Origin of the sequence: Lentzea waywayandensis, from assembly GCF_900115955.1 — a bacterium.
GTDB classification, from domain to species: domain Bacteria; phylum Actinomycetota; class Actinomycetes; order Mycobacteriales; family Pseudonocardiaceae; genus Lentzea; species Lentzea waywayandensis.
The window spans coordinates 334991-349795 of record NZ_FOYL01000004.1 but is presented as its reverse complement, the minus strand read 5'-3'; the positions used below and the strand labels follow the sequence as shown (position 1 = coordinate 349795).

The 14805-nt window shown below is 68.3% G+C and carries 11 protein-coding genes and 1 tRNA gene; 6 read left to right on the top strand and 6 right to left on the bottom strand.

All coding sequences use genetic code 11. The features are described from left to right. Window positions 1–133: 133 nt before the first annotated feature. A tRNA-Ser gene (locus tag BM417_RS17360) sits at window positions 134–218 on the bottom strand. A 28-nt stretch (window positions 219–246) separates the two neighbouring features. After that, window positions 247–678 (bottom strand): MarR family winged helix-turn-helix transcriptional regulator, encoded by a 432-nt coding sequence (locus BM417_RS17355; protein WP_245822022.1) that lies wholly within the window; start codon window positions 676–678, stop codon window positions 247–249. A 164-nt stretch (window positions 679–842) separates the two neighbouring features. Here BM417_RS17355 and BM417_RS17350 point away from each other — a divergent pair, with 164 nt between their 5' ends. The 4 genes from BM417_RS17350 (at window position 843) to ypfJ (ending at window position 5508) form a co-directional block, all read left to right on the top strand. Continuing rightward, the gene (locus tag BM417_RS17350) at window positions 843–2555 is read left to right on the top strand and encodes a bifunctional metallophosphatase/5'-nucleotidase (protein ID WP_093594671.1); all 1713 of its coding nucleotides are present in this window, start codon (window positions 843–845) and stop codon (window positions 2553–2555) included. Between the two features lie 97 nt (window positions 2556–2652). Continuing rightward, the gene (locus BM417_RS17345) at window positions 2653–3216 is read left to right on the top strand and encodes a hypothetical protein (RefSeq protein ID WP_093594669.1); all 564 of its coding nucleotides are present in this window, start codon (window positions 2653–2655) and stop codon (window positions 3214–3216) included. Between the two features lie 55 nt (window positions 3217–3271). Next, window positions 3272–4036 (top strand): hypothetical protein, encoded by a 765-nt coding sequence (locus BM417_RS17340; RefSeq protein ID WP_093594666.1) that lies wholly within the window; start codon window positions 3272–3274, stop codon window positions 4034–4036. Between the two features lie 575 nt (window positions 4037–4611). Continuing rightward, a complete protein-coding gene (ypfJ, locus tag BM417_RS17335) occupies window positions 4612–5508 on the top strand; it encodes a KPN_02809 family neutral zinc metallopeptidase (protein WP_093594663.1) in 897 nt (298 codons plus the stop codon). Here ypfJ and BM417_RS17330 read toward each other — a convergent pair. The 4 genes from BM417_RS17330 to BM417_RS17315 form a co-directional block, all read right to left on the bottom strand. Further along, on the bottom strand, window positions 5505–6926 hold the full coding sequence (locus BM417_RS17330) for a M28 family peptidase (RefSeq protein WP_093594660.1): 1422 nt from the start codon (window positions 6924–6926) through the stop codon (window positions 5505–5507). The two genes, ypfJ and BM417_RS17330, sit on opposite strands and share 4 nt — an antisense overlap. Window positions 6927–6955: 29 nt before the next feature. Then, window positions 6956–7663: a class I SAM-dependent methyltransferase gene (locus tag BM417_RS17325; RefSeq protein ID WP_245821970.1), complete on the bottom strand. Its 708-nt coding sequence runs from the start codon at window positions 7661–7663 to the stop codon at window positions 6956–6958. Between the two features lie 157 nt (window positions 7664–7820). Next, window positions 7821–8231, bottom strand: coding sequence for a VOC family protein (locus BM417_RS17320; RefSeq protein WP_093594657.1), 411 nt, complete (start codon window positions 8229–8231; stop codon window positions 7821–7823). Window positions 8232–8241: 10 nt separating this feature from the next. Continuing rightward, window positions 8242–8673: a helix-turn-helix transcriptional regulator gene (locus BM417_RS17315; protein ID WP_218164494.1), complete on the bottom strand. Its 432-nt coding sequence runs from the start codon at window positions 8671–8673 to the stop codon at window positions 8242–8244. A 171-nt stretch (window positions 8674–8844) separates the two neighbouring features. Here BM417_RS17315 and BM417_RS17310 point away from each other — a divergent pair, with 171 nt between their 5' ends. Both BM417_RS17310 and BM417_RS17300 read left to right on the top strand, forming a co-directional pair. Further along, a complete protein-coding gene (locus BM417_RS17310; protein ID WP_143138684.1) occupies window positions 8845–11454 on the top strand; it encodes an SdrD B-like domain-containing protein in 2610 nt (869 codons plus the stop codon). 164 nt (window positions 11455–11618) lie between these two features. Beyond that, window positions 11619–14747 (top strand): SdrD B-like domain-containing protein, encoded by a 3129-nt coding sequence (locus BM417_RS17300; protein ID WP_143138683.1) that lies wholly within the window; start codon window positions 11619–11621, stop codon window positions 14745–14747. The last annotated feature ends 58 nt before the right edge of the window (window positions 14748–14805 follow it).

Genomic DNA, 14805 nt, shown 5'->3' with positions numbered 1-14805 from the left:
CCAGGAACGCGCCTTGCGCACGTTCGGCCCGCTTAGCTATTGCCGAGCCGGGCAGCAATGGGGCACCAGCCCCCAAAAAACACCTGGAGCGAGTTCCGGTCGACGCTTTCCGTCGACACACCTCACCCACTCGCGGAAGCGGAGGGATTTGAACCCCCGGACGGTTGCCCGTCTCCCGCTTTCAAGGCGGGTGCATTCGGCCGCTCTGCCACGCTTCCCAGACACCACCGGTGTCAGCGTCAAAGCCTAGCCGTTCGACTCCCGCAGGTGTGTCATGACCCGGTCGAACACCTTGGCCAGCACCTCACCCTCCTCGGGGGTGATCAGGTCGACGATGTGCTCCCGGACCCCGCGCAGGTGCGTGGGGGCGGCCGCGACCAGCTGCGCCATCCCGGCGGCGGTCAGTTCGGCCAGCACGCCTCGACCGTCCTCTGTGCACTCACGACGGGAGACGAGTCCCGCCTTCTCCATGCGTGCGACCTGATGCGAGACGCGTGACTTCGAGGAGGCGACATCCTCGGCGAGTTGGGTCATTCGCATGCGGTGATGAGGCTGTTCCGACAGACGCACGAGGATTTCGTAGTCCGCCAGTGACACTCCGTGGGTGTCCTGAAGCTCTCGGTGCAGGCGGTCCATGAGCATGGAGGAACCGTTCACGTAGGTGCGCCACGCGCGCATCTCGCCCTCGTCGAGCCAGTGCGGCTCCTGCTCACTTGGTGTCACGCGAACAAGGTTAGTCCTGAGCATGACGATCCAGTCATTGCTCTGGAAAACGTGGCGTTCGGAAGGCAGACTCCTGCGCCGTACACGCGCGTTAACCACGCCATCGAAAGGCTCCACGCATGAGTTCGTTCAGACGGCTTTCCGTTCTGGCGATCACCGCCGCCGCGGCCACTGTCATCAGCTCTACCGGGGCAGCCCAGGCCGATGCCCAGTCACTGCGCGGTCGGGGCACGGTTGACGTGCGCCTGATCGGCATCAACGACCTGCACGGCAACCTCGAGCCGCCCACCGGGTCGTCCGGGCGCGTCATCCTGCCGGACGGCACGACCGTCGACGCCGGTGGCGCCGCCTTCAACGCGACGCACATCAAGAACCTCCAGAAGGAGGTCAAGAACTCCGTCATCGTCGGGCAGGGCGACCTGATCGGTGGATCGCCGCTGGTGTCGGCGTTGTTCCACGACGAGCCGACGATCGAGGTGCTCAACAAGGTCGGCATGGACGCGACCGCGGCGGGCAACCACGAGTTCGACGAGGGCTACAAGGAGCTTCTGCGCATGCAGCGCGGGGGCTGCCACCCCGTGGACGGCTGCCAGTTCCGCGACACGTACGAGGGTGCGAAGTTCCCGATCCTCGGTGCGAACGTCACGCACGCCAAGTCCGGGCTGCCGGCTCTGCCGCCGTTCTGGGTGGAGATCCGGGACGGGATTCCGATCGGCTTCATCGGCATGCCGCTCAAGGACGTGCCGATCCTGGTCGACCCGAACGGCATCAAGGAGCTCAAGTTCGGCGACGAGGTGAAGGCGGCCAACAAGTACGCCAACCTCCTCGACGCCATCGGCGTGAAGTCGATCGTGCTGCTCGTGCACCAGGGCGACCAGGTCACGTCCACGGGTGGCGGCCCCAACGCGTGCAACGTGGCTCCGGAGAACCCCGGCAGCTACATCGCGACGAACGTCAGCCCGAAGATCGACGCGGTCTTCTCCGGCCACAGCCACCAGCACTACAACTGCGTGGTCAAGGACCCGGCCGGCAACCCGCGGCCGTTCATCGAGGGCCTGGCCTTCGGGCGTGAGCTGAGCGTCGTCGACCTCAAGATCGACCGCCGGACGCGCGACGTCGTCCGCGGCGAGACGAAGGCCGACAACAAGATCGTCACGCGCACGGTCGCGCCGGACCCGGTGATCCAGTCCGTGATCGACCTGGCCAAGACGAAGTCCGGCCCGATCGCGAACCGGCCGATCGGCTCGATCGGCGCGGACATCGTCCGGGCCGCGGCCGCCTCCGGTGACTCGCCGCTGGGCAACCTGATCGCCGACTCCCAGCTCGAGGCCACCAAGGCCAACGGTGCCGTGGTCGCGCTGATGAACCCCGGTGGTGTGCGCGCCGACCTCACCTACGCGCCGAAGGGCACCGAGGGCCCTGGTGTGGTGACGTACGACGAGGCGTTCAGCGTTCAGCCGTTCAGCAACATCCTGCAGACGGTCACGCTGACCGGCGCGCAGATCAAGAACGCGCTGGAGCAGCAGTTCGTCGTGGGCAAGACCACGATCCTGCAGCCCTCGTCCGGCTTCACCTACAGCTGGTCGCTGTCCGCGCCGATCGGCTCGAAGATCTCCGGCATCACGCTCAACGGAACCCCTGTCGATCCGAACGCGAACTACCGGGTGACGATCAACAGCTTCCTGCAGGGCGGCGGTGACGGTTTCGCCGAGTTCACCAAGGGCACCGAGATCACCGGTGGTGGCATCGACCTCGACGGGTTCGCCGCGTACCTCGCGACGCACCCCGGCCAGCTGCCCCCGGCTACCGGCCGGATCACGCAGCTGCCGTAACCGCGGAACGCGGCCAAGGGCCATCCCGGCGACGCAAGGCGCCGGGATGGCCCTTTTCGTGTGCCTGATTGCTCCATTTGATCTAGGGTGAGGGCCGATGTCGTGGTTGCGTCGGCTCCTGCTGCTCGCCGGTCTGGTGACCGGCGCCTGGCTGCTGGGCGCCGCAGGCGAGGCGAACGCCGACGTCCGGGTCGAGATCGACCAGCTCAAGGTCGAGGTCAAGCTCCCCGTCGTCGACATCGGACTCAAGGTCGAGACCAGGCCGCAGCAGCAACCCGAAGCGCCCGTTCCGCCGAAGCCGGACCCGCGCGTCGAGGCACCAGAACCACCTGCGGCACCGGCGCCGGCGCGTCCAGTCGAAGCGCCTGTTCAGACCGAGGTGCTCCAGCAGCAGACGACACCGCAGCCGCCGACGACGCTGACGACGCGCCCCACGAACCCCGTGCCCGTCCCGCACCAGCCGCAACCGCAGGCCGAGCAGCCGATCCCCGGCACGCTCCCGCAGAGCGGCGCGGGTTCGAGCACGAGCAACCAGATTCCGGCGGGCACGCTGCCGCACGCGATGCGGCCGCCCGCCACCACGGCGTCTCTTGTCAACACCGAACAGCAGGACGTGCCGCACGTCGTGCGCGCGGAGGAACCGACGTTCTCCCCGGACTGATCCCGCCTGCCGCACCAGCAGAGGGATCCGTCACCACACTTCAGGGAGAACAGTCATGCGCAAGAACCTCAACCGCACCATGTCCGCGGCCCTGCTGACCGGCGGCCTGATGGTCGCGTCCGCCGGTTGGGCCCAGGCCATCCCGGTGCCGCTCGACATCGACGAGGAGGTCCGCGTCGGCAACCTCGTGAGCGTTCCCGTCAAGGTCTGCGGCAACGCGATCAACGTCCTGGGCAACAGCGACGCCACCTGCGAGGAGAAGCCCGCCGCGCGCACCCAGGCCGACAAGGCCCTCGTCTCCGCGCCCGTCACGGTGTGCGGCAACTCGGCCGGCGTCGCCGGCGGTGGCACCGGCAGCTGCGGCGAGACCAAGCCGGAGGAGCCCAACGGCACCGTCGAGGCCCCGATCACGGTCTGCGGCACCAGCGCCGCGGTGCTCGGCACCGCGAGCGGCGACTGCGGCAAGACCGAGACGCCCGAGCAGCCGGAGCAGCCCGAACAGCCGGAGCAGCCCGAGCAGCCGGGCGAGAACCCCGAGAACCCGGGCAACGAGAACCCCGGCAACGGCAACCCCGGTGGCGGCAACAACAACGGCGGCAACAACAACAACGGCGACAACTCCGGCAGCGGCAACACGGGCGACGACTCCGGCGCCGGCACCCCGCAGACCGGCGACAAGGCCTCGCAGCGCGCCTCGGCGCTCATCCCGAACCTGTCGAGGACCGGCGCGGACCCGCTCGAGTTCCTGCTGGTGGGCCTCGGCCTGATGACGGCCGGCGTGATGGCCCGCCGCGGCGCGCGCCGAATCACCAAGGCCTGATCCTGATCAATATCTGATCGTTTTCCCCAATCGCCCGGCGAGAGATTCTCTCGCCGGGCGATTGCTGTCTGCAGTGTCGATCTCCGCAGGTCACCCGTCCGACTTCACCAATTCAGGTTTCGCGTGAGGTGTTGAGAAATGTGGCGATCAAGCGCATAGTCGATAACGAGCTGGCAACCGGTAGGTGAATGAACAAGACCACCCGGAGGCCACGCCCAGAAGGGGTAGGTGGTGCTGTGCAGGTATCTCCTCGCTGTGGCGAAACGCGGTCTGTCGCATCCCCGCGAGTGGACTGGACGTGACCGGTCCGGTCGCGACTGTGTAGCGATGGACACGAGGTTTCGGGTGCCCAGGCGCCATCAGGCGTCGCTCGGCGCACTTCGACGCTGTTGAGCTCGGCTTCGGTGTCGTCTCATGGCGTCACCGGCTGAGCGCCACGCCAACCTTCGTGGGCCGTAGTCGTCACTTCCAAATGGGAAAGCCCAGGTGCGGTGCCCCGACGTCGGGTCCCGCACCTGGGCGTCTTTTGTGCTTTATCGTGTGCCGCCTACGGGTCCTTGGCATGGAGGCACGCGGTGCAGTTCAACGAAGGCGCGGAACTCGACCTCTCGCAGGTGTCGGACCAACGAGGCGTCGGCGGCCGAGTCGCCGGTGTCGGCGGTGGTCTCGGCGTGGTCGGCCTCATCATCTACTTCCTGATCCAGCAGTTCACCGGCATCCAGCTGCCGGCGGGCGGGCTCGAGGGCCTGGGCAACAACACCCAGGTCGAGTCCGGTCAGCTGCTCGAGAAGTGCAAGACCGGCGCTGACGCGAACCGCGACAGCGACTGCCGGGTCGTGGCCACGATCAACTCGATCCAGGGCTTCTGGACCGACCAGTTCGCCCGCTCGGGCAACACCTACCAGGTCACCAAGACCAACTTCTTCCGCAACAGCGTGAACACCCGCTGCGGCAACGCCACCTCCGCGGTCGGCCCGTTCTACTGCCCCGCGGACTCCCAGGTGTACATCGACCTGGACTTCTTCAACGAGCTGCGGACCAAGTTCGGCGCGACCGGCGGCCCGTTCGTCGAGGCCTACGTGCTCGCCCACGAGTACGGCCACCACGTGCAGAACCTCCTCGGCACCTCGGACCGGGTCGGCCGCGAGACCGGCCCCACCTCGGGCTCGGTGCGCCTCGAACTCCAGGCCGACTGCTACGCGGGTGCCTGGGGCAAGGCCGCGACGACGATCCCGTCGGCCAACGGCCAGCCCCTCATCTCGAACATCACCCAGGCGGACATCGACGCCGCCCTCGACGCGGCGGCGCGCATCGGTGACGACTTCATCCAGAGCAACCTCGGTGGCGGCCGGGTCGACACGACCAAGTTCAGCCACGGCAGCTCGCAGCAGCGGCAGAAGTGGTTCACGACCGGGTTGCAGACGGGCGACCCCGCCCGCTGCAACACGTTCGACACGAACAACCTGGGCTAACGCAGAGAGGCCCGTTCCTTGCGGGACGGGACGCCGTTCACGCCCTCGGTGGTGACGGCGTAGGAGGCGATGACGTGGGCCGCGGCGGAGACGTTGCGGCCCATCGCCTCACGGTTGATGTTGCCGAGGTTGTCGCACGCGCGGTGGTAGCAGGGATCCATCTCCATCCCCGCCGTGCCGCCCCACTTGGCGGCCTGCGCCTCGGTCTTGACCTCGCCGCCGCCGGAGATGATGCCGCCGGCCGGGATGCCGAGCGCCGTGAACGAGCCGTAGTCGCTGGCACCGCGCACGTTCAGGCCCTCGGGACCGAGGTCGCGGGCCGTGTAGAAGTCGCTGAACGCCTTCTCGACGTGCTTGGACCCGTACGGCAGGCCGGGGTCGTTGTAGACGAAGTAGCCGGGGTTGGGTGAGCCGACCATGTCGAAGTTCAGGTACAGCGCGATGTCGAGCTGCTGCTCGAACGACAGCGCCGACGCGTAGGCACGCGAACCGATCAGACCGGCCTCCTCCGCGCCCCACCAGGTGAAGCGGACGGCGTTGGGCAGCTTGGGCCGGGCGCCCATCTTCAGCGCGACCTCGAGCAGTGCGGCGGATCCCGAACCGTTGTCGTTCATGCCGGGACCGGTGTCGACGCTGTCGAGGTGCGCGCCGGCCACGACGACGTTGTCGGTGCGACCCGTGCGCGTCTGCGCGATGACGTTGCGGTCGAGGTGGACCTCGTCGTGGTGGCGCAGGTCGAGGGTGACGGCCTGTCCTGCCAGAGCGGCCAGCGCCGTGCCATCGGTCTTCGAGGCGCTGCCACCCGGGATCGTGCCGGGGACGCGCAGGTCGAGGTGGCCGTCGACGTTGTTGGAGATGATCACGGCGGCGGCGCCCGCGTTGACGGCGTTGGCGTACTTGCTGACGAACGTGCAGGTGCCGCGCCGGATCAGTGCGACGGCCCCCTTGAAGTCCTGACCTGCGAAGTCAGTGGCCTCGCAGCCCGGTGTGCCGTCCTCGGGCACGACCCGCAGCGGCGCGGTGAGGCCGCCGTCCGGGGTGTTCGGGGTGTCGCCGAACGGCACGAGTTCGTGCGACACCGTTCCCACGGTCGCCCGGCCCGCGTCGTCGACCTTCCGCCTGACCTCGAACTCCGGTGTCGTCACGTCGAACCCGGCGTCGCGCAGCCGCCCGGCCACGTAGTCGACGCTGGCCGCGTAACCGCTGGTCGTCGCGGCGCGGTTGCCGCCGTGGGTGTCGGCGATGCGCTGGAACGCGATCAGGTGGCGGTGTGCACCCTCCGCGCTGACTCGGGTGGACAGGTCGCGGGCGGGATCGGTGGCGGCGCTCGCTGTGGAGCCGAGCAGCACCATGGACGAGGCGAGGGCTGCTACCGCGATGTTGGCACGCATGAGTTCGACCTTGGCCCAGGTGGCCATGAGAGCGCTACCACCTGGGCCAAGTGAGATCAGCGGCGCGCCACAGCCAGCAACCGGTGGCTGCCGACCTCGAACGCACCACCGTCGGTGTCGCCGAACAACTCGACCGACGAGAACCCGGCGTCGTTCAGCATCCGGGTCAGCTCACCGGCCGTGTAGACGTGCTGCACGCAGGCCGACTGTTGCGTCCGCTCGCCATCGGTGAACGTGAAGTCGATCAGCAAACGCGCCGTCGCCACGTCGTAGGTGTTGACGGCGACCATGTCGACGCCGCCCGCGGACATCCGGATCTCGCCCGGCAACGAGGGCAGCAAAGCCTCGGCCGCGCAGCCGTAGTCGATGACCAGCACCGGTGCGGCGGCGCCCAGATCACGCAGGAACCGCTGCGAACCGGCGTGGTCGAGGTAGCCGAAGCTGTTGCCCATGCACACGGCCAGATCGGCCGTCACGCCGAACGAGCCCAGTGACGCCAGGTCGCCCTGCCGCCAGTCGAGCGAGGGAGCCAGCACACGTGCGTGTGCGATGGCCTCGTCCGAGATGTCGATGCCGGTGACCGTGTAGCCGCGGCGGGCCAGTTCGATGCTGTGCCTGCCACTGCCGCACGGCGCGTCCAGCACGCGCGGACCTGCGCCGAGGCCGACGAGGAAGTCGACCTCGGCCGAGGTCTGCGAAGGCTGGACCGCACCGCGCCAGAAGCCGTTGGCGAGATCGGTGAAGAAAGAGGTGTACCAAGTCAAGGTGGTGCTCCTGGTGATCGCGAGAAACAGAACGCGAGAGTCACCGGGTACTGCGAAGGCACCCGGTGTGTCCGGGGCTGCCCATGGCATCGACCTTGTCTCTGAGAACGCCTGAAGGTGCCACTGAAGCACGCCCGCTCACGAGAGCGAAAGCGATTTACGGTCGGACGGAACGCGGCGTCGAAAAGCGGATCATGTTGCCGGACGGGTCGCGGAACGCGCAGTCGCGAACGCCGTAGAACTGGTCGACCGGCTCCTGCAACACCTCGCCACCGGCCGCGCGCACCTGCTCGAACTTCGCGTCCACGTCGTCGAGCTCGAAGATGACACCCTGCAGCGATCCCTTGGCCAGCAACGAGTGCAGCGCCTCGTAGTCGGTCGGCGGGACCGGCGGCCCGATGCGCGACAGGCCGATCTCGACGTCGGGCTGGTCGGCGGGCCCGACGGTGAGCCAGCGGTAGTCCTCGACGGACTCGTCGGTGCGCACCTCGAGCCCGATGACGTCGCGGTAGAACTTCAGCGCGGCGTCCTGGTCGTGGACGAAGAGGAACGTGTGCGAGAGCTTCATGGGCGAAACCCTAGGCACGCCGCGAACGCGTCGCTTCTCGAAATCTGCTCGGTCTCGTCAGCCCCATCAAATGACATCCGGGAACCGCGGCCAGCGAATCGTGAGCACGCGCCCGGTAGGCCGACGGCGTCTCCCCGACCAGTTCGGTGAACCGGGCCGAGAACGAGCCGAGCGATGTACAGCCGACCTCGACGCAGACCTCGGTCACCGAGAGCGTTCCGAGCCGCAGCAACGCCTTGGCCCGCTCGATCCGCCGCGTCATCAGGTACCCGTACGGCGTCTCGCCGTACGCCACGCGGAACTGGCGGGCGAAGTGCGACGGCGACATCAGCGCGGCACGGGCCATCGCCGGCACGTCCAACGGCCGCGCGTACTCGCGGTCCATCAGGTCACGTGCCCGGCGCAGGTGCGCGAGATCCTCCGGCGTCACGAACAACAGCATGCCACCGAAACGAGAGCAGACGAGTCCCCGCGACGCTCACGCTTTCCGAACACCATCGGTTGCCCTCGCCAGAAGAAAATCTTGAATGCGTTTTCCCATCTCATCGACCCTTTTCGGACGGCATGGGCCTGCGGTACTTTCCGCAGATCACTGGGGACTCGGGGGGATCCGTTGTCCGATAGATCTGTCAGTCGTGCCGTGCTCGGAATCGGTGCTTTGGCCACTGTCGCGGTGCTGGCGTTCAGCACTGCCGCCTTCGCGCAGGACGACCCGAGCAGCACGCCGCCGACGCCCACCGAGACGTCGGCGCCGCAGTCCTCGGAGCCCGCGCCGACCCCGAGCAGCGAACCGGCACCGCCCCCGGTCGTGACCGCCGCGGCCACCGGCGACATCGACGGTGTCCTCTACACGGACAAGAACGGCAACAAGCAGCAGGACGCGGGGGAGGCGGCACCCGACGTCGAACTCATGGTCTCCGCCAAGGGCGCTGAGCACCGGACGACCACCGGCGCCGAAGGCAAGTTCAGCTTCCACGACCTCGCGCCCGGCAGGTACGACGCGACCTACTGGCTGGAAGACCCGTGGATCGTGCACCGCGTCGGGAGCGACGGTGACCTGATCACCGTCGAGCCGGACAAGACGGCTCAGGTCGTGGCACGCGCGGAGCGGCCCTACGCGGAGCAGTTCTCAGTGAGCGCGTCGCTCGACCGCGACAGCTATCGCATGCCGGCGACCGCGACCGTCACGCTGACGTTCGCCAACGCCACCAACAACAAGATCAGCAACATCCGGGCCAGGTGCGACCACGAGGGCTTCCCGAACGCGCTCGGCCGCGGCAAGGCCTGGAACGCGTTGGTGACGAACGGTGTTTCGCTCGCACCCGGTGAGCGGCGGTCGATCCCTGTCACCGAGGTGATTCCGGAAGGTGCCGGCAGGGCGGGCAACGTCATGCTCGACTGCGAGTTCGCGCCGAACCCCGACTGGAACAGCGACGGAGTGTGGGCGCGGGCCAGGGCGAAGGTCAGCAGCAGCACCAACTACTCCATGGTCGTGGGCGAGGACAAGAACGCCGACGACCGCATCGACGGTGACGAGGCCGTCAGCGGCGTGAAGGTCGTCCTGCTGGATCCGAAGGCAAGGGGCCAGGTCTCGGAGGGCACGAGCGACGCCGACGGAAGGATCGAGTTCTTCGGCGTCAAGGCCGGCGTCTACCGGGCCGCGGTCCTCGGATCATGGGGGTTCAGCGATGCCGGCCAGGAGCAGGTGGAGGTCACCGAGCAGGGCGGCTTCGCCTACGGGTTGCTGAAACACGCGAACCCCGCGGACGTGCGCGCGTCCGCCAAGTTCGGGAAGCAGAGCTACGAGTCGCACGAGACGGTCACCCTGGACCTGACGATCACGAACGTCGGCGGCAAGACGGCCGAGCAGGTCAAGTTGTGGGGCGATGTCACCGTGCTGGACGTCGCCCCGGAGCAGTGGGGCGACTTCCTGACGAACCGTCCTGGTATCCGGCTCGCCGCAGGGGAGTCCCGCACGTTCAGCGTCTCGGGAAGGATCGTCGACACGTGGGACGGCGAGCTGGTGGTCAACGGTGAGCTGCACTACCTCGGTCAGGAGGAGATCACCAGCGGCTACCGCGCCGTGGCCGACGTCGTGGAGACGCGGGGCGACATCACCGGTGTGGTCTACGCCGACAAGAACGGCAACGGCCAGCAAGATCCGGGCGAGGCCGCACCCGAGGTCCTGGTGGAGGCCTCCGGCGGTGCGACGCACGGCTATTTGACGGCCACCACGGACGCCAACGGCGGTTTCACCTTCAAGGACGTCTCGTCCGGCCGGTACTGGATCAGCTACACGGTGCCCGGCGGATGGCTGGTGCACGACGAGGTCAACCCCGGTCCAATCACCTGGGTGGAACCATCGGCACCCGCCCATGTGACCGTGCGCGCCGATCGCCCGTACAGCGAGTTGATCGAAGCCACGATGGTGCTGGACAAGGACACCTACATGGTCGGGGAGATCGCCAAGATCACGATCACGCTGAAGAACATCACCCACCGCGAGATCCGTGGGGTCCAGGCAGGCTGCAACCCGCTTCGCCACCAGGACCAGCTCGGTGGTGTCCGCGGGCCCATGCCCGAGGGCTGGGGCGAGCTCCGCAAGGAGGCCGCCGGGGTGACGCTCGTTCCTGGGGAGTCGAAGACCATCACCGTCACCGAGCCGGTGCCCGACTACGCGCGTTTCAGGCAGCAGGTGGCCGTGGGCTGCTCGTTCGCGCCGAACGCCACGTTCAACCACGACGGGCCGTGGGCACTTGACGTCGCAGACGTTCTCGTCGGGCTCGGTGCCGTGCAGGGCAGGGTCGCGCACGACCTCAACCACAACGGGGTCGTCGATCCCGGCGAGGCTCTCGCAGGCGTCCGGGTCCTGCTGCTCACCGACAAGGAGTACGGCCTGCAGGTCGCCGACACGCTCTCCGACGCCGACGGGACCGTGCGGTTCGACCGGGTGCCGACCGGTGAGTTCTGGGCGGGGATCGACGGGCCGTGGACGTTCGAGGGCGAAGCCGGCCACGTGGACGTCAGGCTCGACGAGGTCGTGCAACGCGACTTCTTCGTCGTGCCAGCCCCGCGCGCCACGCCACCCGCCGAGCAGCACTCCGGCGGGAGCAAGGCGCTCGCCAGGACCGGGGCCAGTGTGCTCGGACTCGGCGTGATCGCCGTGCTCCTGGTGGCGTTCGGCTTCGGCGCTCGTGCCGCCGGCCGCCGCAGGACATCTTGAGACGCGGAACCGGTTCCCTGAAATGCCCTCGATCCGGTAGTTTGCCCGAGTCTGGTGGGCACGTGCGGGGGCTTGATGCTCAGACAGGCCATTCCTACGGGGTCTTTGGGGGATTCCTAGTGTCCGAGAGATCGGTCAGCCGCGCCCTGCTCAGAATCGGGGCCTTGACCACCGCCGCAATCCTCGCGTTCGGCACCGCTACCAGCGGTGCGCAGGCGCAGGAGCCGGAAACACCGACGTCGACCGTCGAACCGACGCAGACGACCGAACCGAGCACGCCGCCGAGCGAGCCGTCCACTCCGCCCAGCGAGCCGAGCACGCCGCCGAGCGAGCCGAGCACGCCGCCGAGCACGCCGCCGAGCGAACCCTCCACTCCGCCCAGCACGCCGCCGAGCGAGCCGGGCACTCCTCCGTCCACTCCGGACACCAAGCCGGAGGACGAGAAGAAGGACGCCCCGCCGGTCATCGCCCGCGCTGACGAGCAGCGTCCCGACCTGGCCGTGACCGTGACCCCCGACAAGGCCGAGTTCGCGGCCGCCGAGGACATCGGACTCACCCTCACCGTGAAGAACAAGGGTGACGTGCCCGCGGTGAACATCCGGTTCGGCTACGAGACCTCGCAGGCGTGGTTGTTCAGCGGTGCGAACGAGCTGAGCAGCCGTCCGACGCTCGCGCCGGGCGCGGAGAAGGTCTTCCGGGTCGTGCTCAGGCCGACGTCGCCGACCTCCGACTCGGTGTCGTTCCAGTTCCGCGCGACCATCGACGGCAGCGCCGACCCGACGCCGGGTGACAACGGCAAGGACCTGCACATCCCGGTGCGCCAGTACAAGGGCTCCGTGTCCGGTGTGGTCTACACCGACACGAACAACAACGGTGCCTACGACCAGGGCGAGGGCCTGCCGAACATCAGCTTCCGGGTCCAGGGCGGTTCGCCGGCCGGGAGCAACTGGGGCTTCACCGACGCCAACGGCGCGTACACCATGTGGAGCGTCGTCGCCGGCAAGTACAGCGTCGTGAGCGTCGACAACGACAGGCGTGCGGCGAAGCCCGGTTTCACCGACTTCGTGGTGGAGGCCGACAAGACCACGCAGTTCGCGCTGCCCGTGGTCGCCCCGGTCCGTGACTCGCTGACGGCGACCATGTCGTTCGGCAAGTCGTCGTACCACGTCAGTGAGAAGCCCGAGCTGACCATCACGCTGAAGAACTCCGGCGCCCAGCCGATCGAGCGGGTCGTCGCGGTCTGCAGCGGCTACGGCCCGGAGTACCTCAACAGCGACAACTTCTCGGCGTTGCGCCCGGACGGCCCCGGCGTCACCGTGCCGGCCGGCGGTGAGACGACGGTGTCCGTCACCACGGACATGCCGAAGCTGGACTACCCGTGGATCTACGCCAACTGCTTCTTCGGCAACACCGGCCGCAGCACCAGCGGTTCCGTTTGGGTGGGCAACGTTCGCGCGACGGTGACCGGCCTGCACGGCGACTACTCCGGCAAGGTCGTCAACGCCGAGACCGGTGAGCCGCTCCGCGGCGCCGCCATCAACGTGCTCGACCCGGTCACGCGCCGATCGCTCAAGGACGTCATCGCGGCCGACCAGGACGGCAACCTGAGGATCTACAGCCTCAACCCCGGCAAGGTCCTCATTCAGGTCGCCGGCAAGTGGAAGCCGCAGGACGGCAACGAGTTCCTCGTCGACATCGTCGCCGACAAGACGACCACGCGTGATCTCAAGGTCGTGCCGAGCGACGTCGACGTGCCCGACGTCAGCCACCGCCCGGACCTCACCGTCAGCGTGAAGTTCGACAAGGACTCCTACGACATCGCCGAGCCGATGCGCGCCAACATCACGGTGAAGAACATCGGCACCGGGCACGAGGCCCAGGTCAGCCTGCGCGTCAGGCAGACCCCCGACGTCAGGAACGTGCTCGATTTCGACCGGTCGCAGCTCGGCGACATCGCCGACGAGACCAAGAAGGTGTTCCTCTGGCCGGGGGAGAGCCGGGAGATCACCGTCGTCGGCACGGCGCCGTACCTGTCCGGCAACGACAACAAGGTGTCGCTCCCGCTCGAGGTCTCCACGCCGGTGGACCACGGCCCTGCCAACAACTCCGCGCTGGCGACCACCACGGTCACATACCTGAACGGTGACGCCGCGGTCGTGCTGTACGGCGACGCCAACAAGAACGGTCGCAAGGACGCGGACGAGCAGGCGCTCCCGAACGTCAAGGTCTACATCAGCGGTGGCAACCGGCCGAGCAAGTGGGCGGAGGCCACGACCGACGAGTCCGGCCGCGTGGCGTTCAAGGACTTCCCGGTCGGCCTGTACAGCGTGTACGCCTCGTACCCCGACGGCTGGGTCCGGCCGGGGTCCGACAGGCTGACCGTGAGTGCCAACGCGGAGGCGGTGCTGGAGATCGGGGCGGAGCGTCCGCTGTCCGACAAGTTCTTCGCGACGCTGAACTTCACGAAGGACGAGTACCGGGCCGACGAGAACTACGAGGCCGTGATCACGCTGGAGAACCAGACCGGCGCGGACATGCCGGTCGTGAACGCGCTGTGCAGCGGCGCCGGCGAGCCCGGCGAGATCTACAACACCGGCTCCGGCTGGGGTGGCCTCGCGTGGGACGGCGGCGGTGTGTCGGTCCCGAACGGTGAGAAGCGCACGTTCCGGGTCACCGGTCCGCTGCCGACGGAGGCGGCGTCCATCGGGTACGCCACCCTCGGCTGCCACTTCGCCCCCGACTCGTCGGACCCCGGTGCCGCCCGAGCCCACGACGACCTCAAGGTGCCCGGCCTGCGTGCCGACGCCTTCGGCAAGCTGGTGACGGACGGCGCGAACGGTGACGTCCCGAAGCCCGCGACGACTGTCGTCGTGGTCGAGGCCGGCACGAAGAAGGTCGCCGCGCGCACGATCACCGACGCCGACGGCAACTTCGGCGTCTCGCAGCTGCCGGTCGGCCGCTACGACCTGATCGTTCCCGGTCCGTGGAAGGTCGAGATCCGCCGGATGAACCCGTGGTTCCTCGTGCGGGCCGGCGGCCAGTCCTGGGTGCAGCTCTTCCACCTGGTGCCCGGACCCGAGGTCGAGGACCCCGGCTACCCGCTGCCCGAGGACCAGACGCCCGGCACGGTCACGCCGGTCACGCCAGGTGCGTCCGGTGGTGCCGGTGCAGGTACGGCTGAGGTACTGGCCAAGACCGGTGCGTCCGTGCTGGGCCTCGGCCTGCTCGGCGCGCTGCTCGTGGCCTTCGGCTTCGGCGCCAGCCTGATCGGTCGACGCCGCCAGGTCGTCTGACCGAACACCCCAGCAGGCCCGGCACTCACTCTGAGTGCCGGGCCTGTTGTCATCAGCG